This is a genomic window from Dictyoglomus sp. SSW, from assembly GCF_055181335.1.
Window position 1 is genome coordinate 1,565,176 of record NZ_CM143705.1, and the last position, 22,161, is coordinate 1,587,336.

Consider the following 22,161-nt stretch of genomic DNA (forward strand, 5'->3'; position numbering starts at 1 on the left):
ACCTATTTTTTAACTCTTTCCTCTAATTCTTTTTTATCTTCTATAATAAAATATCTAAAGAATTCTTCTCCAATTCCATATATAAATGGTCTTCCAATAGTCTCTTTTCTTCCTATAATCCTTATAAGCCTTCGCTCTAATAAATTAGAAAGAATCCCATCAACTTTTGTTCCCTTTATAGCTTCTATCTCAGTCTTTGTTATAGGTTGATGATAATAGATTATAGCAAGCACCTCTAAAGCTGATCTTGATAATCTCTCAGTACCCTTAGATGTATATCTCCATACAGCTTCTGCAGCATCTGGAGAGGTTGCAAATTCATATCCATCATTTATTTTATAAATATTAATACCTCTTTCTTCATACTCTTTTTTAAGTTCTTCCAATAATTCCTCCACCTCTTTATCATCTATATCCAAGATTTTAGCTATCTCCTTAGAAGAAATAGGTTTCTCAGAAACAAAAAGAATAGCTTCTATCTGTTTTTTATACTTTTGTCTCAACTCTCTCATCTTCCACCACTTTAAAAATTATCTCTCCTAAATATTCATTTTGGAAAACCACAACCTTTCCTTTATTTGCTAAATCACATAAAGCAAGAAAATAACAGATTTTATCTATTTTATTTTTCCCCTTCACTATCTCCGAAAATTTTCCTTCTTTTTTAGCCATAATATCCAAAGCTTTATTTTCAATATCTATTGTAAAATGATCCTCTAAATAATTTAAATTCTGTATTAAGCTTTTTTTTCTTTCCAGAAAGAGAAGATAAATTTCTGTCAAATTTATTTTTTCATTTTGATTCAAAATTAATACGTCTTCCTTTTTGCTAAAATCTCGTCTAAATATGAGAAGGCTCCTTTCCTCTTTTTCCTTTAGATAAGGAACCAATTCTCTCCAATCATCAGAAAAAAGCAAAAATTCATCTTCCTTTTTCTCTCCGTCAGATATATCCTTCTTTCTTAAACCGAATAATCTTTTAATTTTACTCTCTAATATTTCTACTGTTACATCTAAAAAAGATGTCGTAAGCTCAAGATCATTCCACTTATTTTCTCCCAATGAGTAATACTGATCAATCAAATCCTTAAGAGGAAAAATAGATATATCAATCTCCTTTTGCAAAAATTCTTTTATTGTGAGAAATGGATTAATTACCATTTTACCTTTAATCCCATAGCTTCTCTAACAATATCCATGGTTTTTTGGGCTTCTTCTCGAGCCTTTTTATTTCCTTCAAATAGAATATCCCAAGTAGTCTTTTCATCATTAAAATAAACCTTACGTTTTTCCCTAATAGGTGTCAAAAAACTATTTAATTTTTCTGAAAGTTTCATTTTACACTCCACACATCCAATCTCAGCCCTTCTACAGGCCTCTGCAATCTCTTCAGTTTCCTCTTTATTAAAGATTTTATGATAAGCAAAAACAGTACAAACTTCTGGATGTCCTGGATCATTTCTCCTTATACGTGCAGGATCAGTTACCATCCCTCTTATTATCTTTTTAAGTTCTTCCTCTTCTGTATCTAAAGGAATTGTATTGCCATAACTTTTTGACATTTTTCTCCCATCTGTCCCTACAAGTTCTGGGACATCAGAAAGTTTAGCTTGAGGTTCTGGAAATATGGGAGAATAAAAATAATTAAATCTTCTTGCTATCTCTCGAGTAAGTTCTAAATGAGGTAACTGATCCTCTCCAACAGGGACAGTATCAGCTCTATAAATTAAAATATCTGCAGCTTGGAGAACAGGATACCCTAAGAATCCATATGTAAAAAGATCTCTTCCTTCCATCTCTCTTAACTGCTCTTTATAGGTAGGATTTCTTTCTAACCATGGTAAGGGTACAAACATGGAAAATAACAGAAAAAGTTCAGCATGCTCAGTTATATCTGATTGCCTAAATATCACAGCTTTGTTAGGATCTATTCCCACTGCTAACCAATCACATATCATATTAAAAACATTATCTTTCACCTCTTCTGTCTCCCTATAATGTGTGGTCAAGGCATGCCAGTCAGCAATTTCAAAAAAACATTCATAGGAATCTTGAAGTTCTACCCAATTCTTTAAAACTCCCAAAAGATGCCCCAAATGCAATTTTCCCGTTGGTCTCATACCACTTAATATTCTCCCAGCCTTCATCCAAAACCCTCCTAGATAATTCAGTATTTTTTCAAGATAGGATTATATCAAAAATTTAGTCCTAAAAGATAAAAGAAGAAACTTAAAAAGGGACTCATAATTATATAAAGAACATTAGTCAAAATAAGAATCATTAGGATAAATATGCCATAAATTCCTAAAGATCGATAATACCTTCTATATTTATAAGGAAGAATCGCTTCTAATACATGAGAACCATCTAAAGGGGGAATAGGTATTAAATTAAAAACGCCTAAAAAAACATTAAGAATAGCAAGCTCTATACAGAATCTGATAAAACCAATCGGAATATATAATCCTTCTATTCTCCAAAACATACTTACTAAAAAAGCTAAGGTAAAATTAGCAAAAGGACCAGCCAAAGATACTAAAACTATACTTTTTTCTCCCCTTCTTAAATTATCAAAATTAACTGGAACAGGCTTTGCCCAACCAAACCTAAAAAGAAGTAGCATTAAAAAACCAATAGGATCTATATGAGCTAAAGGGTTCAAGCTTAACCTACCTGAAAGACGAGGAGTAGGATCTCCTTCTATTTCAGCCATCTTTCCATGAGCATATTCATGAACTGTTATTGCTATCAATATGGCTACTATTCTCCACAAATATAATACTAAGTTATTAAATACCATAAATACCTCCTACATAATTATATCCAATATTAATGGTAATGGCTCCCTTTTATGGGGACCTATTTTTATCGCTTCTTTAAATATCTCTTGAGCTTTTCTTAATTTTTCAGCATCATTAGCATAAAAAGTTACTATAGGTTCATTTTTAGTAACTTTATCTCCTATCTTCTTATGCAATTTTAAACCAACATAAAGATCAATTTTATCATCCTTTTTAGCCCTTCCTGCACCTAAGGTCATCACCGTTTGAGCTACCCTGTATGCATCTAACTCTTCAATATACCCTTCTTCTAAGGTATATATCTCCTTTTGTACTTTGGCATTTAAAAGAGGAGAGTAATCATCAATAATCTTAAAATCTCCACCCTGATAAATTATTAAATCTCTAAGTTTATTCAAAGCCTTTCCACTTAGCAAAGCACTCTTAACTTTTTCTCTCAAAATCTCGTCATCTTCTTCTCCAGCAACTTTAAGGGCAACAATTGATAAAACCGTTACTAACTCTATTAGATCTGAAGGGCCTCTACCCTTTAATACCTCTATTGCCTCTAATACTTCTAAAGAATTACCAACAGCGTTTCCTAAGGGCTGGTCCATTTGAGATATTACAGCAGCCATTTTTCTACCCATATTTTTTCCAATCTCAACCATGATTTTAGCCAACTCCTTAGCTGAATTTATATCTTTCATAAATGCACCTTTACCTACCTTAACATCCAATACAATTACATCCGAACCTCCTGCTATCTTTTTACTCATTACGCTACTTGCGATAAGAGGAATAGAATCAACAGTTCCTGTTACATCTCTTAAAGCATATATTTTTTTATCAGCTGGTACTAAATTCTCTGTTTGACCTACTATAGCTATTCCTATTTCTTTAACTTGCTTAATAAATTCTTCATCGGATAAATAAGTTCTAAAACCTGGGATTGACTCTAATTTATCAATAGTACCTCCTGTATGTCCCAGACTCCTTCCTGACATTTTTGGTACAGGATACCCTAAGGATGCAATAAGAGGAGCAAAAACTAATGTTGTTTTATCACCTACACCCCCTGTACTATGTTTATCTATTTTTGTTCCTGGAATATTTGATAAATCTAAAACCTTACCTGAAAAAGCCATTTCCTTTGTTAAAGAAACAATCTCTTGAATATTCATACCTCTAAAATAAATTGCCATAAGCAAAGCCGACATTTGATAATCTGGTATATCTCCCTTTACATAACCATTAACTATATATGATATTTCATCGTCAGTTAATGGATATCCATCTCTCTTTTTAATAATAAGATCTACCATATTCATAATATATTCCACCCTTTCTGAATAATACTTAAGAAACTCTCCCCATCAAGATTATTTTCAACCTTAAAGTAATCTGCTATCGTCTTTCCTAAATTAGCAAATGTCCTTTGTATCCCTAAAGAATAGTTGTTTTTAAAATCTGGAGAATAGATAAGCAGAGGAACATACTCTCTTGAATGATCCGTACTTGGAGTTGTAGGATCACATCCATGATCTGCGGTTATTATTAAAAGATCTTTATCAGATAATAATTTCATAATCATTGGTAAGGCTTTATCAAACTCTTCCAAAGCTTTAGCCATACCCAAAGGATCATTTCTATGACCGTAAAGAGTATCAAAATCTACTAAATTTACAAAAATGAGACCCTCTTTTAATTCGTTCCAAGCAAGAAAAATATTTTCTATACCCTCTGCATTATTTTTTTGATGAAGAGAATATGTTAATCCTCTTCCTGCAAAAATATCTTCTATCTTTCCTACCCCAATTACATCATAATCATTATTTTTTAAAAGATCTAAAAGAGTATTACGGGGCGGAGGTAATGAAAAATCTTTTCTCTTAGGAGTACGATAAAAATTTCCAGAGGTTCCTGCAAAAGGTCTCGCAATAACCCTTGCAACCGCATGTTCACCATGTAAAATACTACGAGCTATTTCACACATTCTATATAACTCTTCTACAGGGATAATATCCTCATGAGCTGCAATCTGAAACACACTATCTGCTGATGTGTAAACAATAGGATAACCAGTTTTAATATGTTCTTCTCCCAATTCCTTAATTATCTCTGTTCCTGAAGCAGGCTTATTCCCTAAAACTTTCCTCCCAATAGCTTTTTCAAATTTTTCTATTATTTCTTTTGGAAATCCATTTGGGTAAGTAGGAAAGGGTTTATCCAAAATTATACCTGATATTTCCCAATGACCAGTAGTAGTATCTTTTCCTGGAGAAGCTTCAGCCATCTTTCCATAAAATGCCAAAGGCTTTTCTTCGTAAGGAATTCCTTTTATAGGATATATATTAGATAAACCTAATTTACCCATATTAGGTAAATTTAATCCTCCCACTGCTTCTGCTGTATTTGCTAATGTGTTACTTCCTTCATCTCCATACTTAGAAGCATCAGGAAGCTCACCAATTCCCACTCCATCTAATACTATTAATATTACACGTTTCATTTTTCTTGCCTCCGCCCCAAAGGATGTGCTCTTCTATAAACTTCATGTAATTTACTAGAAACTACATGAGTATATATTTGCGTCGTAGATATATCAGAGTGACCAAGAAGCTCCTGAACAATACGGATATCAGCACCATTCATCAGTAAATGAGTAGCAAAGGTATGTCTAAAAGTATGTGGAGATACTTTTTTAGATAAACCTAAGACCTTAGAATATACTTTTATGATATACCAAACACCTTGTCTTGTAATCCTATATCCTTTTTTATTTAAAAATAAAGCATCGCTATCTACAGGCTTAAAATATTCCCTTACTTTAAGATATTTCTCAATACTCTCTGAAGCGTACTCTCCTATTGGAACAATTCTTTCCTTTTCTCCTTTTCCAAAACACCTTATATATTTTTCTTTCAAGTTAACATTGTATAAATTTAGATTAACTAACTCAGAAACCCTTATACCTGTACCGTATAGGGTTTCCAAAATAGCCTGATTCCTAATACCTAAAGGAGAGGAAGGATCAGGAAGATCTAAAATACTATCTATCTCTTTTTTATCTAAAACCTCAGGAAGATAAATAGGTATTTTAGGAGTCAGTATTATACTTCCATAATTTTTAGAAAGATAGCCTTCTCTTATGAGAAATCTCAAAAAAGTTCTTATAGCTGAAATCTTTCGGGCAATAGATTTTATCTTATACTCCTTATATAAGGTAGATAGATATTTCTGCCAATCTTCTCTATTAAAATCCTTTAAATTCTTCTTCTCTCCTTTTAAGAATGAAATAAAATGTTCTAAATCCCTTTTATATGCTTCTAAAGTATTAGAGGATAAATTTTTTTCGAATTTCAAATAAAAAAGAAAATCTTCTAATTTATCCCTCATAGACTTTCTCTTATCTTATACAAAATAATTCCAAGAGCAACTGATACATTCAATGAGTTCACTTTTCCATAGGGTGATATCTTCACTAAAAGATCACAAGATTCTTTAACAAGCCTGTGAAGACCCTCACCTTCGCTCCCTATTACTAAAGCCAAAGGAAATCTGTATTTTACTTTATCGAATTCAATATCAGTATCCAAATCCGCGCCTACTATAAAGAAATTCTCCTCTTTAAGATCCCTTAAAAAATTTGCCACATTAGATACTCTAACAACAGGTATAAAAGATAAAGCACCAGCTGAAGCCTTAAAAACAGTAGGAGTTAATCCAACACTTCTAAATTTAGGGATTACAATAGCAGATGCCCCTAAAAACTCACAGGTTCGAGCAATCGCACCTAAGTTTCTCGGATCTTGAATATGATCTAAAATTACGATTATGCTATTATTATCCAACTTTGTTTTTAAGTCTTCCCAAGAAACATATGGAACAGATGAGATAATAGCTAATATACCTTGAGAATTATCTTTTACTTCATTATCAATAAAATTTCTATCCACATATTGAATAGGTATATTTTTCTCTTTAGCAAGGTTTATTATCTCCTTGAATTTTTTATCAAAATGAATACCCTTTGCAATATAAATCTTGTTTATATTCAAATCTCCTTTTAAAGCCTCTAAAACAGGATTTTTTCCATATATTTTCTCTTCCATAAAAACTCTCCTTTTATTCAATATGCAATTAAAACTACTGCAAAGGCTGCAATTCCCTCTTTTCTCCCAATAAAACCCAATCCTTCGTTAGTAGTAGCCTTTATATTTACAGCTGATTTATCTATTCCTAAAGTAAAAGATATTTTCTCAATAATAGCTTCTCTATAAGGTAAAACCTTTGGCTCTTCTGCAATAATCATACCATCAATATTAATAATTTTTATCTTTCTTTCCTCTAAAAGACTTCTTACTTTTTCTAGTATGAGTATACTTGATATGCCTTTATAATTTATATCCGTATTTGGAAAATAATATCCAATATCATAAAGTCCAGAGGCACCAAGAAGAGCATCCGAGATAGCATGAATAAGTACATCTCCATCAGAATGTCCCTTTAATCCCTTTGGATAAGGAATCTTTACCCCACCTATATATAAATCTTTTCCTTCTTCAAAAGGATGTACGTCATAACCTAAACCAACTCTAATATTTTGGAAATGTAATCTATCCATATTAAATCTTCCTTTGTAGTAATTTTTATGTTAAAAGGATCTCCTTCCACTATGTATACTGGATAACCCAATCTTTCTAATAATACAGCATCATCGGTGCCTAAAAATCCATCTTGAAGAGCCTTATTATGAGCTTCTAATAATAAATTATATGGAAACATTTGGGGTGTTTGAATAAGCCATATCTTTTTTCTTTCTAAGGTAGCCTCTACCCTTCCTTTTTCATCTACTAACTTTACTGTATCTTTTGAAGGGATACCTAAAATACCAGAAGTTTTTCTTTCAATACAAAAATCTATTAATTTCTCTATATTCTCTATCTTTACAAAGGGTCTTGCTGCATCATGTATTATTACATATTCACATGGTTCCTCGATACTCCTAATCCCATTACAGACAGAATGTTGCCTTTCTTTGCCCCCTACTACTAATTTTATTTTTTTTGATAAATTCCATTCTTTAATCTTTTCTTGATAAAAATTTATCTTATCCTCTCTAACTACTAATATTAACTCTGATATTCTTTTGACCCTATCAAAAGTCCTCAAAGAATAGTAAATCAGAGGCTTATCTTTAATTTCCACAAGAAGTTTATCATCCCCAAATCTTACACTCTTTCCTCCAGCCACAATTATACCTACTATTTTTTCCAATGATCCTTATCCTCCCTTACCCTACCAAAGATAAGTCTTCCTGCAGCAGTTTGAAAGACACTTGTAACAACAACTTTTACAGTTTGTCCTATATATTTTCTTCCATTTTCCACTACCACCATAGTTCCATCCTCTAAATAGGCAACCCCTTGTCCAGCCTCTTTTCCTTCTTTAACAATATTTAGAGTAAGCTCTTCTCCTGGTAAATATATTGGTTTTACAGCATTCGATAACTCATTTATATTTAACACCGTTATACCTTCTATTTTAGCAAGTTTATTTAATCCATAATCATTAGTTACTATTTTACCCTTCAAAAGTTTCGCTAACTTTACCAATTTAGAATCCACACTTTGAATTTTAGGAAAGTCCATATCTACAATTACTACTTGATCTCCCAATTCTTTTCTTATTTGATTTAGATTATCAAGTCCAAATCTTCCCCTATTCTTTTTTAAAGATTCTGAAGAATCGGCGAGTTGTTGCAATTCCTTTAAAATAAAGCGGGGAATAATTATTTTCCCTTCTATAAAATTTGTCTTCAATATATCTACTATTCTTCCATCTATAATTACACTTGTATCAAGTATTTTTACATACGGGAAATTATTAAAATCAAAAAACCTCATTCTGAAAATAAAATAAATATATATAGCAAAGACTAAAAAGGCAAAAATAAAATTTAATATATAAAGAGTATTGCATTTGTTATAAAAAAAAGACATGAATGAAAAAACTAAGAGACCTACAAATAACAAAGAAACTATTATAAACCATAATTTCCAAAGTTTTTTCATAAAATCTCAGTCCCCCAAAAAAAATATTTAAATAAATCCCCTAAAAAAATAAATATTAAAAAACTGAAGAAATTCTTTGTAACCTGCTTAAAGCCTCTCTTATTTTTTTAGCTCTCACCTCCCCAACCCCTTCTATATTATCAAGATCCTCGAAACTACTTTCTATAATTTTAGGCAAACTACCAAAATATTCTACAATATTATCAATAATAGCAGACGGAATAGATGTTATTCGATTTAGAATTCTATAACCTCTTGGTGTTACTAATATACTTATTTCTATCTCTTCTTTCTTGTATCCCAATATCTCACCTGCAACTATAGCAAACTCTTGAAAATTTCCTTTGAAATTATCTAAAAGCTCCTTCAAAATTTCATCTGCTTCAGTAGGCTTCCTCTTGTAATCTTTTATAACCAAAATTGTCTCTTCCTTAACACCTGCAAGTAAAGCTTCTAACTGTATTTCAATTAACCTTCCTTCTATGCCAAGTTCTATAAGATAATTCTCTACTTCTTTATGAATTGTGAATAGCATACATGCCCTATGCAAAAATATAAGCACATCATAAAGGTTGACTTGATTTTCCAATTCTAAAGAATTTAACCTATTCAAAAGATCATCATATATATTCCTGTATCTTTCCATAGTTTGAAGCGCTTGAGAGGCTTTAGTTAATATTTCTCCTACATCTCTTAGAACATACTTCCAATCATTCTGAAAAAGGGTAATCGTATCCTTTCTTTGAGAAACACTAATAACTAAACATCCTATCTGCCTTGCCACTCTTTCTGCTGTAGCATGTCTTGCTCCTGTTTCAGAAGAAGGAATATTGGGATCAGGTAATAACATCACATTTGCATAAAGAATTTTCTTTGCTTCTTTACTCAGTATTATTGCTCCATCCATCTTTGAAAGCTCATAAAGCCTATTGGGGGTAAATTCTATATCTAGTGGAAATCCACCATTCATAATTGGTTTAAGTTTCTCTGACTCTCCTATTACTATTAATGCTCCAGTTTTTGCTTTTACAATCTGCTCTAAGCTTTCCCTTAAGGGTGTACCTGGAGCCACAAACTTCAATGCTTGTACAACAAATTTTTTTGGCTCTGCCATTTTAACCCCACACCTTCTCTATTTCTAAAATATTAGAAACAGGAATGAAATAAAAATCCTCTTGATCTATAATTTTACTTTTAGAAGGAATTATTGCTTTTATAAAACCAAATTTCTTTGCTTCCAAAATTCTCTTTTCTAAATGTGGTATACTTCTTACTTCTCCTCCTAATCCTATCTCACCTATTGCTATCAAATCATGGGGAAGAGGTTTATCCTTTAGAGCAGAGAGTATGGCCAACACTATCCCTAAATCAATTGCAGGCTCTTCAATTTTTAAGCCTCCTACTACATTGAGAAAAACATCTTTATCAGAAAAATTAATTCTAAGTTTTTTCTCTAAAACTGCTAAAAGAAGTATTACCTTATTCAAATCTATTCCTGATGTAATTCTTCTTGGATACGTTGTATTGGTTTTACTAACCAATGCTTGTACTTCAACTAATAAAGGCTTTGTACCTTCCATTATTGGTATAACTATTGATCCTGATATAGCTAAATTCCTATTCTCAAGTAATCTTTGAGAAATATCTTCAACTTCAATTAAACCCTCATCCTTCATCTCATAAAGCAGAAAGTCATTAGTTGGTCCAAACCTATTTTTTACAACCCTAAGTACTCTCAAATCACTATATCTTTCCCCTTCCAGATACAAGACCACATCCACTAAATGTTCTAATAATTTTGGACCTGCTATATCTCCTTCCTTTGTTACATGGCCTACTAAAATTACAGGGATCTTTGTTTTTTTTGCAAAATTTACCATCTTATTAGTACATTCCCTTACTTGAACTACATTACCAGGAGATGTAGGAAATTCAGAGGAATAAACAGTTTGAATAGAATCCACAATTACCAAAGAATAATCAGATTTTTCTATAAAGGGTAAAATCGCCTCAATATCCCTTTCACATACAAAATCTATTTGAAGATTTGAACTATTTTTTGAAACTCTCTTAAGCCTAATTCCTACTTGCGAAAGAGTCTCTTCTGCCGATAAATATAAAACCTTTGCATTTTTACTCTGAATAGCAACAGCAATTTGTAAAAGTAGAGTAGATTTTCCTATCCCTGGTTCTCCACTTAATAAAATTACAGCCCCCTCAACAATCCCCCCTCCCAATATAAAATCAAATCCTCTTAACCCACTTTGTAGTCTTTTCTCTTCTAGTTGTGATATAGAATCTAATCTTACAACTTTTAAATTTTCTTCACCTTTTAATGTTTTACTTTCCTTTTCAGAAATTTCTATAAAGGAATTCCAACTTTGACAGTTAGGACATCTGCCAAACCATCTTATACTTTCGTATCCACATACTTGACATACAAATTTAGTTTTGATTTTCGTCATTTACATTTTTATTTAGATGGCTCCTTTGCTAAAGTGACTTTTCTGAAAACAATATTACCATCTTTACTAAGTTCTGCCTTTATAATATCTCCTTCATTAAAATCACCCTGAAGGATAAACTCAGCAAGTGGATCTTCAATATAATATTGAATAGTTCTCTTTAATGGTCTTGCACCATATTGAGGATCATACCCTTTTTCTAATAAGAATTCTTTTACATCATCAGAAAGTTCTACATCTAATTTTTTTTCTCTCAATCTTTCTCTAACTGGTTTCAAAAGAAGATCTAATATTTTTCTAAGATCTTCCCTTGTTAATGGTCTAAAGAAGACAATCTCGTCCAATCTATTCAAGAATTCAGGTCTGAAATATTTCTTCATTTCCGAAAGGATAGTTTCCTTTATCTTATCAAAGGATTTTTCTCGATCCTCTTTTGAGGCAAACCCTATTGTAGCTTCTTGTTTGAAGTATTCAGCGCCAAAATTAGATGTCATTATTAATATGGTATTTCTAAAATTAACTCTTCTTCCATGTCCATCTGTAAGCTGTCCTTCATCCATTATTTGCAGCAATATATTAAAAACATCACTATGGGCTTTTTCTATTTCATCAAATAGGATAACAGAATAAGGTCTTCTATGAACCTTTTCCGTTAACTGACCACCCTCCTCATATCCTACATATCCAGGGGGAGCACCAATAAGTCTTGATACAGTATGTTTCTCCATATATTCAGACATATCTAATCTAATTAAAGCATTTTCATTTCCAAAAAGGTATTCAGCTAAAGCTCTTGCTAGCTCAGTCTTTCCAACACCTGTTGGACCTAAGAACATAAATGCACCTATAGGTCTTCTTGGATCTTTCAAACCAGATCTTGATCTTCTTATAGCCCTTGACACAACACTTACAGCCTCATCTTGAGAAATAATTCTCTTATGAAGTTCTTCTTCCATTCTGAGTAATCTTTCTCTTTCTTCCATAAGAAGTTGTGCTACAGGTATACTAGTCCAGCTTGCCACTACCTGAGCTACATCCTCTGGAGTTACCACTCCTTCATTCTCAATAGATGTGGTAGCTAAGAAATTCTTAAGATATTCTTCAATTCTTCTTTCCTCATCTCTAAGTTGAGCAGCCCTTTCAAAAGCTTGATTTCTGATAGCTATTTCTTTTTGTTCTCTTATTCTTGCAAGTTCCAATTCTAAATTACTATGAGCGGTAGATTTCTGTCTTTTCAGTCTGACCCTTGCAGCTGCCTCATCTATTACATCTATAGCTTTGTCAGGAAGAAATCTATCAGTGATATACCTTACAGAAAGTTTAACAGCCTCTTCTAATGTTTCATCAGAAATTTTAACCCTATGATGAATTTCATATTTTTCTCTCAATCCCTTAAGAATTTCCAATGTCTCTTCTGGAGTTGGCTCATTAACTATAACAGGTTGGAATCTCCTTTCTAAAGCTCCATCTTTTTCTATATATTTTCTATATTCTTGGGGAGTTGTTGCTCCAATAACTTGAATTTCTCCTTTTGCTAAAGAAGGTTTTAAAATATTAGCTGCATCTACAGCTCCTTCAGCAGCTCCAGCTCCAACTAAGGTATGAATCTCATCTATAAACAAAACTACATCCTTTGCCATCTTTACTTCTTCTATTATTCTCTGCATTCTTTCCTCAAACTCACCCCTATACTTTGTACCAGCTACTATGCTACCCATATCTATAGCTACAATTCTTTTATTTAACAATGTTTCTGGTACATCTCCTTCCACAATTTTTTGGGCTAATCCTTCCACAATAGCTGTCTTCCCTACTCCAGGTTCTCCAACAAGTACTGGGTTATTCTTAGTTCTTCTACTCAATATTTGAATTATTCTTTCTAATTCCTTTTCTCTCCCAATAACAGGATCAAGTTTGCCCTGTCTTGCAAGCTGAGTTAAATCTCTACCAAATTCATCCAAGGTGGCTGTTATAGCTCTCTTCTTCTTATTTGTATTCTGGGAAGCAATTTGTCTTCCCTTTACCTTTGCGGGATCAATTGGTTCTCCTAATAACTTAAGTATTTCTACTGTAACATCCTCTATCCTTACTCCCATTCCCTCTAACACGTGAGCTGCCACACCTTCTCCTTCCTTCAACAACCCAAGAAGTAAATGCTCTGTACCAATATAATTATGATTCAATTCTTGCGCAGATTCAGAAGCATACTCTAAGACCTTCTTGGCCCTTGAAGTAAAAGGAAGTGCTCCATAGGAGGTACCATCACCACGACCTATTAGTCTCTCTATCTCACTCCTGAGGTAATTAAGATCAAGACCCAAGTTTATTAAAACTTGAGCAGCTATGCCTCCATCCTCACGGAGTAACCCCAGGAGAATATGTTCTGTACCAACAGTAGAATAATTAAGCCTTCTTGCCTCCTCCTGTGCTAAGAGTAGTACTCTGTAAGCTCTTTGCGTCAACTTATCCATCATTTTCTATACACCTCCTTAACATGACACCTCCCTAATCTATTTTATAATTTTTGAAAACATCATGCAATAAATCTGCCCTCACCCTATCCCTTTCTTCAGAATCCATTTCTCTACCTAATTTAACTTGTAAATGAGCAGGCAACGTTAATATCAATAACAAATCTAATAATTTGATTGGTAAATTTATTATTTTATAAAAAATACCAAATCTAATATTAGAAAGTAAAGAGATAGCCTCCAAACTTTCTAAATATTTAGCATAATTTATAATACCCCATGCTCTTCCAAAAATATCTTCTACCCATCTTCTCCTTTCCTCAAAAAGTAATTCTCGAGCCTTTATTTCTTCATTGACGATTTTTAAAGCTATTTCTTCCATTTTTTTTATTAACTCTTCTTCGCTACAACCCAGAGAGGATTTACTTGCAATTTGATAAAAACCAGCTATAGCCTTAGTATTCTCACCATAAAAACCCCTAATCAAAACCTTAGAAGATCTCAACCTCCTAAAAAGAGTTTTAATTTTCCCAGTAAAAGTTAGACCCGGTAGATGTACCAATAAAGATATTCTTAGGCCACATCCTAAATTTGTTATACAAGAGGTAAGATAACCCATACTATTATCAAAGGCAAAATCAAAATATTCCGAAATGTGGTTTTCCAAAGATTGAAGCATTTTCCAACTCTCATTAATTTCTAATCCGCCACTTAAAACCTGAATTCTGAAATGATCTTCTTCATTTAACCTAATACTCAATTTACCATCTTTTCTTACAATAAGACCTGTACCAGATAGATTATTAAACTGATCTTCACTTATTAGGTGTTTTTCTATTAAAACTTCAGATACTAATTTAGGTAATTTCTCCAATCTTAAAAAATCGTAATCTTTATTAAATTTAGTGTCATTTTTAAATACCCATTCAACCTTATTTATAAACCTTTTTCTTTGCGATTCGGAAGCTTGATTTGGGAATGGAAATTCTCTAACATTCCTCGCTAATCTTATCCGAGTACTTAATATTATATCTTTATGTAAATTGCCTTCTCCAATCCACTTAAGATACTTATAATAGAATTCTCTCATCCACTCCTCTCATTCAATTTATTCAAGAAATCTCTTAACTTTGCTGCTTTTTCATAATCCTCTTCTTCTACTGCCTTCGACAATTCTATTTTATACCTAAGTATATCTTCTTTTTTAGAAGTATTCTTAGGAATTTTTCCCTTATGTTCTTTGTTTCCATGATAACTCTTTATTATTTCTCCTAATTCATCCTTAAAAATAGAATAACAATAATAGCAACCAACCATGCCTGTTTCTTCTATTTTCTTCCAGGTTCTTCCGCAATTAGGACATCTCTTTTCTTCCTTATCCTGAGAAAAGGCATTTTGAAAAAACTTCTTAATATATTCTTGCAAGCATTCTCCACAAAGGGAATATTTTCTTATTCCTTTCTCATCCTTTATCTCTAAAAGATATATAGCTAAATTTTTATGGCAGAAATCACATTTCATTCCTTCCAATACACCTCTGTAAAAAATATTCGTGTATTCTTGTGTCATCCGTTAGCTCTGGATGAAAGGTTAATCCTAAAATACTTTTTTCTTCTACAAAAACAGGCTTTTCCATAAATACTCCAAGTACTTTGACATCTTTTCCTACATCTAATATCTGAGGTGCCCTTATAAAAACGGCCTCAAAAGGTTTATCTCCTATAGCTGGAATATCTAAATAGGTGGAAAAGCTTTCCCTTTGCCTACCGTACGCATTTCTTGAAACTGTAATATCTAAAACTCCCAAAGTTTTCTGATGAGGATGATTATCTATTCTTTTTGCAAGAAGAATTAAACCTGCACAAGTTCCCATTGCAGGAAGGCCAGCCTTTAGTGCATCCTGAAGTTTTTTAAATAATCCTGTATTTTCAAGGACAGTTAAAAAGGTAGTACTTTCTCCACCAGGTATAATGATTCCATCAATCTTATCCAAATCCTCAGGCTTCTTTATAAGAATAGTATCTACATCCAATTTTTTAAGCATATTTTTATGTTCAATTATGGAACCTTGAATAGAAAGTATACCTATTCTCATTTTACCAACCTCTTGTCTGGAGTAATTCAGTTTCATTCAACTTCCTTATGTCAATACCAGGCATAGGTTCTCCTAAATCCTCAGAAATTTCAGCTAAAACATAAGGATCATCATAGTAGGTTACTGCAAGAACAATTGCCCTTGCTCTTTTTCTTGGATCCTTAGACTTAAAGATTCCAGATCCAACAAATACACCATCTGCACCGAGATGCATCATTAAGGCTGCATCAGCAGGCGTAGCTATTCCTCCAGCAGCAAAATTTACAACTGGGAACCTACCAAGCCTTTTTGTTTCCATTAACACCTCTAAAGGAGCACCTAACTCTTTAGCTTTTGTTACCAACTCATCATCAGGTATTAACACTAAAGATCTTATTTCATCCATAATTTGTCTCATATGTCTTACTGCTTCTACCACGTTTCCTGTTCCAGCCTCACCCTTAGTACGTATCATAGCTGCACCTTCCGCAATTCTTCTTAAAGCTTCTCCTAAATCTCTGGCACCACAAACAAAAGGAACTTTAAAAGCATGCTTATTTATATGATACTTTTCATCGGCAGGTGTCAATACTTCACTCTCATCAATAAAATCTACACCTAAGGCTTCAAGAATCTGAGCTTCTACAAAATGCCCAATCCTTACCTTAGCCATAACAGGTATACTAACAGCAGACATTATCTCTTTTATCTTCTTTGGATCAGCCATTCTCGCCACTCCACCCTGGGCTCTAATATCAGCAGGTACCCTCTCCAAAGCCATCACAGCAACAGCCCCAGCTTCCTCTGCTATTTCAGCTTGCTCAGCATTAGTAACATCCATGATAACTCCACCTTTTAACATCTGAGCAAGACCTCTTTTTACTTTATCTGTTCCTGTAAATATTTCCATATTTCACAACCTCCTTTAAGGAAAAGGAATATATTTTTTAAAATGTATACTCCTTTTATAAAAAATTGTCAAAAGTTAAAGTATTAAAAATACTTTAAAGTTACCCATTAAAATACATATATATCTTTTCAGCAACCTTTTCAGGAATTCCTGGTATGTTTTTTAGTTCTTCTAAAGAAGCCTTTTTTATGTCTTCTATAGAAGAAAAATGTTCCATAAGTATTTTCCACCTTTTCCGGCCAACCCCTGAAATTTTCATTAAGGAAGGCTCTAATATCTTTTTTCTATGAAGCTTTCTATGATAAGATATTGCAAACCTATGAGCCTCGTCTCTTACATGTTGTAATAAATGAAGAGCATGGGAATCCTTTGGAAGAATAATTGGTTTTGATCTATTTGGAAGAAAAATCTCTTCATTTTCCTTAGCAAGAGCTATAATTAATTTAGGCTTTATACCTATCTCATTAAATACTTCCATAGCAGAGCTTAATTGTCCTTTTCCCCCATCAACGAGTACAATATCCGCCAAAGGATCTTCATCTATCATTTTTAATCTTCTTCTTAATACCTCTTGAAGCATTAAGAAATCATTTGGAAGTTCTTCTACGTACTTTATCTTATATCGTCTATACCTACCCTTATCAGGAAAACCTTTAAAAAAGAAAACTTTAGATCCTACAGCCTCCTTGCCTTGAAGATTTGAAATATCAAAACCTTCTATGGACAATGGTATATCATCAAGCCCAAACAATTTTTGTAATTCTACGAGGGCTCCCCACACCTTCTCTGATTTTAAGCTTTCAATACTCAAATCCTTTAAAGCCATTTCTAAAAGTTTACTTTCATCTTCATTTGCAGGTAGTCTTAAATTAACAGGTGCTCCTTTCTTCTCAGAAAGATACTTAATAATATCAAAATCTTCATAAGATATTTCTTGAGGAATTATAATAATATCTGGAATTTCCCTATTAAGATAATACTGAAGAATAAAAGCTCTAATTATTTCATCTTTAACAAAATCATAAGAAAGATTTAAGACAAATATTCTTTTCTCTATTAATTTACCTTCCCTTACAAGATATACTAAAATTTTGGCCTTATGATCCTCAATATATAACTGAATAAGATCTTTGTTTTCATTATTAAAAGAAATAATCTTTTGTCTTTCACCTAAATTCTGAAGAGTCTTTATCTTATCTCTCACTTTTGCTGCTTTCTCAAACTCTAAATTATCTGAATAATTCTTCATCTCTACAAACAATTTCTCAATTATCCTTTCATATTTACCTTCCAAAAAAGAAAGCACATCTTTTACCATATCCCAATACTCTTCCTTACTCACATATCCTTGACATGGAGCCTTACAGTTACCTATGTAATAATTAAGACAAGGCCTTTTAGGCTTGCTTTTTGGTAAGTTCCAATTACAAGATCTCAGATTAAATATTTTCTTAACGAGAGATATGGTTTCTCTTACAGTACTACTTTGAGGATATGGGCCAAAATATTTAGCCCCATCATCTTCAAATCTTCTTGCTTTAATCAGTCTTGGATATTCCTCATTTATGGTAAGTTTTAACAATGGATACTGCTTATCATCCCTTAGCTGTACATTCATTATAGGTTTATACTTTTTAATCAAAACGGATTCAAGAATTAAAGCTTCAGTTTCCGAATCGGTAACATAGTAGTTAACATCCTTAGATTTTCTTAATATATATTTCACTTTTGGAGAATCGTCAGTTAAATAGGACATTACCCTCTTTCTTAGATTTTTTGCCTTGCCCACATAAATTACTTTTCCATTATAATCATTAAAAAGATATACACCAGGTGAATCTGGAAGATTCTCAATCTTTTCTTTTATTCTCTTATACATTTCCTCCATCATAAATAAATTTTAAATCAGTGTAGATAAAAGTTCAATTTTTACTAAAAGTTGCATCCTGAGAAGTTATAGGTTATATTATTAAAATAGTTTTACAAAATAAATTATAGGGAGTAAAAAAGCATGAGAAAACATATACAAAATTTAGTAGAAAAAGCCATAAAAAAATATGAAGAGACTGAGAATATAAGTACTGATGGAATTGAAATTATTATAGAGGTCCCAAAACAGAAAGAATATGGGGATTATGCAACAGCTGTAGCCCTTCAAATAGCCCAAAAAAATAAAAAACCCCCAAGATTAATAGCAGAAAAATTAGTTACATTTTTAGATGGTTCTCCTTTTATTGAAAAAGTTGAAGTTGCAGGACCTGGCTTTATAAACTTTTTCCTAAATGAGAAGGCTCTATGGGAAACCATTAAAGATATAAGAAAAAACATAGATAAGTTAGTAAAAATACCCCCTAAAAAGAAAAAAATACAGTTGGAATTTGGTAGTATAAATCCTACAGGACCTATGCATATTGCTCATGCAAGAGGAGTTACTATAGGTGATTCATTAGCTAATCTATTTAGAAGAATAGGCTGGAATATAGAAAAAGAATTTTATATAAACGATGCAGGCACACAAATTGATCTTTTAGGAGAATCTTTATATGCCCGGTATATGCAACTTCAAGGCAAGGATTATGAGTTACCAGAAGAAGGATATCATGGAATATACCTTATTGACTTAGCAAAAGAACTTCTCAATAAAAAGGAAGAAATTGAAAAACTATCTGTTAATGAAAAGAAAGAATTCTTTAAAAATTATGCACTAAAAAGAATGTTAGAGAATATAAAGAATACCCTGTTAAATTTTGGGGTCGAATATGATGTATGGTTTAGTGAAAAGACTCTTCACGAAAACGGAAAAATTAAAGAGATACTTGATATTCTTGAAAAAAGAGGTTTTTCTTATTATAAAGATGGGGCTATATGGTTTGCATCTACAAAATTTGGAGATGAGAAAGATAGAGTTTTAGTAAAAAGTGATGGAAAACCTACTTACTTTCTTGCAGACATAGCCTATCACTTAAATAAGATTGAACGAGGCTTTGATTGGATAATAGATGTTTGGGGAGCAGATCATCACGGCCACGTAACAAGGCTAAAAGGAGCTATACAAGCCTTAGGCTATTCCAAAGATATCTTAGAGATAATTTTAGTACAAGTAGTTAAACTTATGAAAGGCAACGAAGAAATAAAAATGTCAAAAAGAACAGGTGATTTTATAACTCTTGACGAAGTACAAGAGGAAGTTGGAAGAGATCCTATAAGATTTTTCTTTCTTTTAAGAAGTCCTGAAAGTCAATTGGATTTTGATTTGGAACTTGCTAAGAAACAATCCTTAGAAAATCCAGTATATTATGTTCAATATGCTCATGCAAGATGTTGTAGTATTTTGAAAAATGCCGAATCTCAAGGTCATAACCTATCAGATCTTGATAATGCAGATCTCTCATTGTTAAAGGAAGAAAAAGAGAAAGAGCTTATACTTACTCTTTTGAGATATCCAGAAAAATTAGAAGATATAACAAGAACATTGGAAATTCATCAGTTACCATTTTATCTACTTAATTTAAGCTCTCTCTTCCATGGTTATTATGATTCCTATAAAGTATTGGTGGAAGATAAAGATCTTGCCTTAGCAAGATTAGCCCTAATTGATTGTATCAGAATAATAATAAAAGATGCTTTAAATATATTAGGAGTTTCAGCTCCAGAAAAAATGTAGGGGGGTGAAACTTATGAAGATAATATGGTATGGACATTCATGTTTTGTATTCACAAATTCAGAAGGTAAGAAAATCCTTACCGATCCTTTTGATACCTCTGTAGGATATGAGATTCCTAAAGAAGAAGTAGATATTGTAACAGTAAGTCATTCTCACTTTGACCACAATGCAGTACATCTATTAAAAGGGAATCCTATTGTTGTAGAAGGAGAAGGAGAAACTACTATCCATAATGTTAAGATAAAAGGCTTTAATACATATCATGATGAGGAAAAGGGGCAAAAAAGAGGTATCAATACTATTTATCTAATAGAAACAGATGGAATAAAGATACTTCATTTAGGTGATTTAGGACATCCTTTAACGGATGAGCATAAAGAAAGAATTGGAGATGTGGATATACTCTTTATACCAGTAGGTGGGATCTATACTATTGATGCTGATAAGGCTATAAAGACCTTAGAAATAATAAAGCCTAAAATTGCAATACCAATGCATTACAAGACCCCACATCTTAAATTTGATCTTGCTAGAGTTGACGAATTCTTAAATAAGGTAAAATATCCAATTAAAAAATTTGATGAAAAAGAGATAGAAATTACAAAAGATAAATTACCAACAAATACTGAAGTTTGGGTCCTTCCATATTAACATCTTTTAAGGGAGGTTCATAGATGATATCAAGAGAAGAAGCTTTTAATAAACTAACAATATATGTGAAAAATAAAAATCTAATAAAGCATATGATAGCAACAGAAGCTATAATGAGAACTTTAGCAAGAAAATTTGGAGAAGATGAAGAGAAATGGGGAATCACAGGACTTTTACATGATATTGATTATGAATTAACAGAAAAAGAACCTGAAAAACATAGTCTCTTAGCAGAAGAAATTTTAAAAGATGTATCTCTTCCTTCAGATATAATTGATGCTATCAAAGCTCACAATGAAATACATGGCTTACCAAGAGAAACCCTTTTAGCTAAATCACTATATGCTGTGGATCCTTTAACAGGTCTAATTGTGGCTGCAGCCCTTATACATCCTGAAAAAAAACTTGCACCATTAGATACAAACTTTATTCTAAATAGATTTAAAGAGAAAAGTTTTGCCAGAGGAGCAAATAGAGAACAAATAAAATCATGTGAAGAAATAGGATTATCCTTAGAAGAATTTATATCCTTAGGCTTAGAAGCAATGAAATCTGTATCTAACGATTTAGACCTATAAGGAAAGAGGTGTTTCTATGAACACAAAAAAGATCACAAGAATTGCTTTTTATGCAGTCATATACAGTGTTCTAACAATAGTGTTTTCTCCTATTAGCTATGGACCTATTCAAGTTAGAATTTCTGAATTCTTAACTTTATTTCCTTTTTTAGATTATCTTGCAATTCCAGGGCTTTTTTTGGGATGTTTTATTGCTAATATATTTAGTCCCGTTGGTTGGATAGATATGATCTTTGGTAGTTTGTGCACTTTAGTAGCTGCATATTTAACAAGAAAGATGCCCAATATATATCTTGCTCCTTTACCACCAATTTTAGTAAATGCTTTTGGGGTTAGCCTTTATTTACATTTATTCTTTAACCTTCCATATTTTCTAAATGTTCTTTATATAGGAATTGGTGAAGCTATTGCTACTTATGTAATAGGACTTCCAATTGTCTTATATATACTTAAAAGCCCACAATTAAAAAAATATTTTGAGTAAAGGGGT

Annotated in this window: 22 protein-coding genes and 1 pseudogene; 4 read left to right on the plus strand and 19 right to left on the minus strand. The window is 32.3% G+C overall.

From position 1 onward, the window contains the following. Window positions 1-2 precede the first annotated feature (2 nt). From scpB to uvrC, 19 genes and pseudogenes are all read right to left on the minus strand, one after another. Complete coding sequence (gene scpB / locus ACY3JM_RS07775) at window positions 3-512, minus strand: SMC-Scp complex subunit ScpB (RefSeq protein ID WP_463083570.1); 510 nt, start codon at window positions 510-512, stop codon at window positions 3-5. Beyond that, window positions 487-1,161 (minus strand): segregation/condensation protein A, encoded by a 675-nt coding sequence (locus ACY3JM_RS07780; protein WP_463083569.1) that lies wholly within the window; start codon window positions 1,159-1,161, stop codon window positions 487-489. Before ACY3JM_RS07780 ends, scpB begins: the two co-directional genes overlap by 26 nt. After that, window positions 1,155-2,147 (minus strand): tryptophan--tRNA ligase, encoded by a 993-nt coding sequence (trpS, locus tag ACY3JM_RS07785; protein WP_463083568.1) that lies wholly within the window; start codon window positions 2,145-2,147, stop codon window positions 1,155-1,157. Before trpS ends, ACY3JM_RS07780 begins: the two co-directional genes overlap by 7 nt. A gap of 47 nt (window positions 2,148-2,194) precedes the next feature. After that, window positions 2,195-2,800 (minus strand): site-2 protease family protein, encoded by a 606-nt coding sequence (locus tag ACY3JM_RS07790; protein WP_463083567.1) that lies wholly within the window; start codon window positions 2,798-2,800, stop codon window positions 2,195-2,197. A 9-nt stretch (window positions 2,801-2,809) separates the two neighbouring features. Beyond that, window positions 2,810-4,111, minus strand: coding sequence for a pyrimidine-nucleoside phosphorylase (locus ACY3JM_RS07795; protein WP_463083566.1), 1,302 nt, complete (start codon window positions 4,109-4,111; stop codon window positions 2,810-2,812). After that, window positions 4,108-5,292, minus strand: a complete 1,185-nt coding sequence (locus ACY3JM_RS07800; protein ID WP_463083565.1) for a phosphopentomutase — start codon at window positions 5,290-5,292, stop codon at window positions 4,108-4,110. The genes ACY3JM_RS07795 and ACY3JM_RS07800 overlap by 4 nt, the downstream gene beginning before the upstream one ends. Further along, window positions 5,289-6,179 (minus strand): site-specific tyrosine recombinase XerD, encoded by an 891-nt coding sequence (xerD, locus tag ACY3JM_RS07805; RefSeq protein WP_463111242.1) that lies wholly within the window; start codon window positions 6,177-6,179, stop codon window positions 5,289-5,291. The genes ACY3JM_RS07800 and xerD overlap by 4 nt, the downstream gene beginning before the upstream one ends. Then, a complete protein-coding gene (gene rlmB, locus ACY3JM_RS07810) occupies window positions 6,176-6,895 on the minus strand; it encodes a 23S rRNA (guanosine(2251)-2'-O)-methyltransferase RlmB (protein WP_463111243.1) in 720 nt (239 codons plus the stop codon). Before rlmB ends, xerD begins: the two co-directional genes overlap by 4 nt. A 17-nt stretch (window positions 6,896-6,912) precedes the next feature. Then, the gene (gene ispF / locus ACY3JM_RS07815; protein ID WP_463083562.1) at window positions 6,913-7,407 is read right to left on the minus strand and encodes a 2-C-methyl-D-erythritol 2,4-cyclodiphosphate synthase; all 495 of its coding nucleotides are present in this window, start codon (window positions 7,405-7,407) and stop codon (window positions 6,913-6,915) included. Continuing rightward, the gene (gene ispD, locus ACY3JM_RS07820) at window positions 7,368-8,060 is read right to left on the minus strand and encodes a 2-C-methyl-D-erythritol 4-phosphate cytidylyltransferase (protein WP_463083561.1); all 693 of its coding nucleotides are present in this window, start codon (window positions 8,058-8,060) and stop codon (window positions 7,368-7,370) included. The genes ispF and ispD overlap by 40 nt, the downstream gene beginning before the upstream one ends. After that, a pseudogene (locus ACY3JM_RS07825) lies at window positions 8,048-8,653 on the minus strand (TRAM domain-containing protein); the annotation flags it as partial. The gene ispD and the pseudogene ACY3JM_RS07825, both read right to left, overlap by 13 nt. Before the next feature lie 259 nt (window positions 8,654-8,912). Then, entirely contained in the window at window positions 8,913-9,971 is a 1,059-nt protein-coding gene (gene disA, locus ACY3JM_RS07830; protein ID WP_463083560.1) for a DNA integrity scanning diadenylate cyclase DisA, read from the minus strand. A 1-nt stretch (window position 9,972) separates the two neighbouring features. Further along, a complete protein-coding gene (gene radA, locus ACY3JM_RS07835) occupies window positions 9,973-11,322 on the minus strand; it encodes a DNA repair protein RadA (RefSeq protein ID WP_463083559.1) in 1,350 nt (449 codons plus the stop codon). An 8-nt stretch (window positions 11,323-11,330) separates the two neighbouring features. After that, window positions 11,331-13,796, minus strand: a complete 2,466-nt coding sequence (locus tag ACY3JM_RS07840) for an ATP-dependent Clp protease ATP-binding subunit (RefSeq protein ID WP_463111244.1) — start codon at window positions 13,794-13,796, stop codon at window positions 11,331-11,333. Between the two features lie 31 nt (window positions 13,797-13,827). Beyond that, window positions 13,828-14,883 (minus strand): ATP--guanido phosphotransferase, encoded by a 1,056-nt coding sequence (locus tag ACY3JM_RS07845; RefSeq protein ID WP_463111245.1) that lies wholly within the window; start codon window positions 14,881-14,883, stop codon window positions 13,828-13,830. After that, window positions 14,880-15,314 (minus strand): UvrB/UvrC motif-containing protein, encoded by a 435-nt coding sequence (locus ACY3JM_RS07850; RefSeq protein WP_463083556.1) that lies wholly within the window; start codon window positions 15,312-15,314, stop codon window positions 14,880-14,882. Before ACY3JM_RS07850 ends, ACY3JM_RS07845 begins: the two co-directional genes overlap by 4 nt. Beyond that, window positions 15,304-15,888, minus strand: a complete 585-nt coding sequence (gene pdxT / locus ACY3JM_RS07855; protein WP_463083555.1) for a pyridoxal 5'-phosphate synthase glutaminase subunit PdxT — start codon at window positions 15,886-15,888, stop codon at window positions 15,304-15,306. Before pdxT ends, ACY3JM_RS07850 begins: the two co-directional genes overlap by 11 nt. Before the next feature lies 1 nt (window position 15,889). Next, entirely contained in the window at window positions 15,890-16,777 is an 888-nt protein-coding gene (gene pdxS / locus ACY3JM_RS07860; protein ID WP_463083554.1) for a pyridoxal 5'-phosphate synthase lyase subunit PdxS, read from the minus strand. Window positions 16,778-16,877: 100 nt separating this feature from the next. After that, a complete protein-coding gene (uvrC, locus tag ACY3JM_RS07865; protein WP_463083553.1) occupies window positions 16,878-18,656 on the minus strand; it encodes an excinuclease ABC subunit UvrC in 1,779 nt (592 codons plus the stop codon). A 132-nt stretch (window positions 18,657-18,788) separates the two neighbouring features. Here uvrC and argS point away from each other — a divergent pair, with 132 nt between their 5' ends. Genes argS through ACY3JM_RS07885 form a run of 4 tightly spaced genes read left to right on the plus strand, consistent with a single transcriptional unit; the run spans window position 18,789 to window position 22,155 of the window. Further along, a complete protein-coding gene (argS, locus tag ACY3JM_RS07870; protein ID WP_463083552.1) occupies window positions 18,789-20,441 on the plus strand; it encodes an arginine--tRNA ligase in 1,653 nt (550 codons plus the stop codon). A gap of 13 nt (window positions 20,442-20,454) precedes the next feature. Further along, window positions 20,455-21,093 (plus strand): MBL fold metallo-hydrolase, encoded by a 639-nt coding sequence (locus ACY3JM_RS07875; RefSeq protein WP_463083551.1) that lies wholly within the window; start codon window positions 20,455-20,457, stop codon window positions 21,091-21,093. A 26-nt stretch (window positions 21,094-21,119) separates the two neighbouring features. Then, window positions 21,120-21,671, plus strand: a complete 552-nt coding sequence (locus tag ACY3JM_RS07880) for an HD domain-containing protein (protein ID WP_463083624.1) — start codon at window positions 21,120-21,122, stop codon at window positions 21,669-21,671. Between the two features lie 16 nt (window positions 21,672-21,687). Beyond that, entirely contained in the window at window positions 21,688-22,155 is a 468-nt protein-coding gene (locus ACY3JM_RS07885) for a QueT transporter family protein (RefSeq protein WP_463083550.1), read from the plus strand. Window positions 22,156-22,161 lie beyond the last annotated feature (6 nt).

Excerpts from the sequence above, each read along its gene's own strand:
- scpB (WP_463083570.1), bottom strand. The coding sequence starts at position 512 with ATGAGAGAGTTGAGACAAAAGTATAAAAAACAGATAGAAGCTATTCTT.
- ACY3JM_RS07780 (WP_463083569.1), bottom strand. The coding sequence starts at position 1,161 with ATGGTAATTAATCCATTTCTCACAATAAAAGAATTTTTGCAAAAGGAG.
- trpS (WP_463083568.1), bottom strand. The coding sequence starts at position 2,147 with ATGAAGGCTGGGAGAATATTAAGTGGTATGAGACCAACGGGAAAATTG.
- ACY3JM_RS07790 (WP_463083567.1), bottom strand. The coding sequence starts at position 2,800 with ATGGTATTTAATAACTTAGTATTATATTTGTGGAGAATAGTAGCCATA.
- ACY3JM_RS07795 (WP_463083566.1), bottom strand. The coding sequence starts at position 4,111 with ATGAATATGGTAGATCTTATTATTAAAAAGAGAGATGGATATCCATTA.
- ACY3JM_RS07800 (WP_463083565.1), bottom strand. The coding sequence starts at position 5,292 with ATGAAACGTGTAATATTAATAGTATTAGATGGAGTGGGAATTGGTGAG.
- xerD (WP_463111242.1), bottom strand. The coding sequence starts at position 6,179 with ATGAGGGATAAATTAGAAGATTTTCTTTTTTATTTGAAATTCGAAAAA.
- rlmB (WP_463111243.1), bottom strand. The coding sequence starts at position 6,895 with ATGGAAGAGAAAATATATGGAAAAAATCCTGTTTTAGAGGCTTTAAAA.
- ispF (WP_463083562.1), bottom strand. The coding sequence starts at position 7,407 with ATGGATAGATTACATTTCCAAAATATTAGAGTTGGTTTAGGTTATGAC.
- disA (WP_463083560.1), bottom strand. The coding sequence starts at position 9,971 with ATGGCAGAGCCAAAAAAATTTGTTGTACAAGCATTGAAGTTTGTGGCT.
- radA (WP_463083559.1), bottom strand. The coding sequence starts at position 11,322 with ATGACGAAAATCAAAACTAAATTTGTATGTCAAGTATGTGGATACGAA.
- ACY3JM_RS07840 (WP_463111244.1), bottom strand. The coding sequence starts at position 13,796 with ATGATGGATAAGTTGACGCAAAGAGCTTACAGAGTACTACTCTTAGCA.
- ACY3JM_RS07845 (WP_463111245.1), bottom strand. The coding sequence starts at position 14,883 with ATGAGAGAATTCTATTATAAGTATCTTAAGTGGATTGGAGAAGGCAAT.
- ACY3JM_RS07850 (WP_463083556.1), bottom strand. The coding sequence starts at position 15,314 with ATGAAATGTGATTTCTGCCATAAAAATTTAGCTATATATCTTTTAGAG.
- pdxT (WP_463083555.1), bottom strand. The coding sequence starts at position 15,888 with ATGAGAATAGGTATACTTTCTATTCAAGGTTCCATAATTGAACATAAA.
- pdxS (WP_463083554.1), bottom strand. The coding sequence starts at position 16,777 with ATGGAAATATTTACAGGAACAGATAAAGTAAAAAGAGGTCTTGCTCAG.
- uvrC (WP_463083553.1), bottom strand. The coding sequence starts at position 18,656 with ATGTATAAGAGAATAAAAGAAAAGATTGAGAATCTTCCAGATTCACCT.
- argS (WP_463083552.1), top strand. The coding sequence starts at position 18,789 with ATGAGAAAACATATACAAAATTTAGTAGAAAAAGCCATAAAAAAATAT.
- ACY3JM_RS07875 (WP_463083551.1), top strand. The coding sequence starts at position 20,455 with ATGAAGATAATATGGTATGGACATTCATGTTTTGTATTCACAAATTCA.
- ACY3JM_RS07885 (WP_463083550.1), top strand. The coding sequence starts at position 21,688 with ATGAACACAAAAAAGATCACAAGAATTGCTTTTTATGCAGTCATATAC.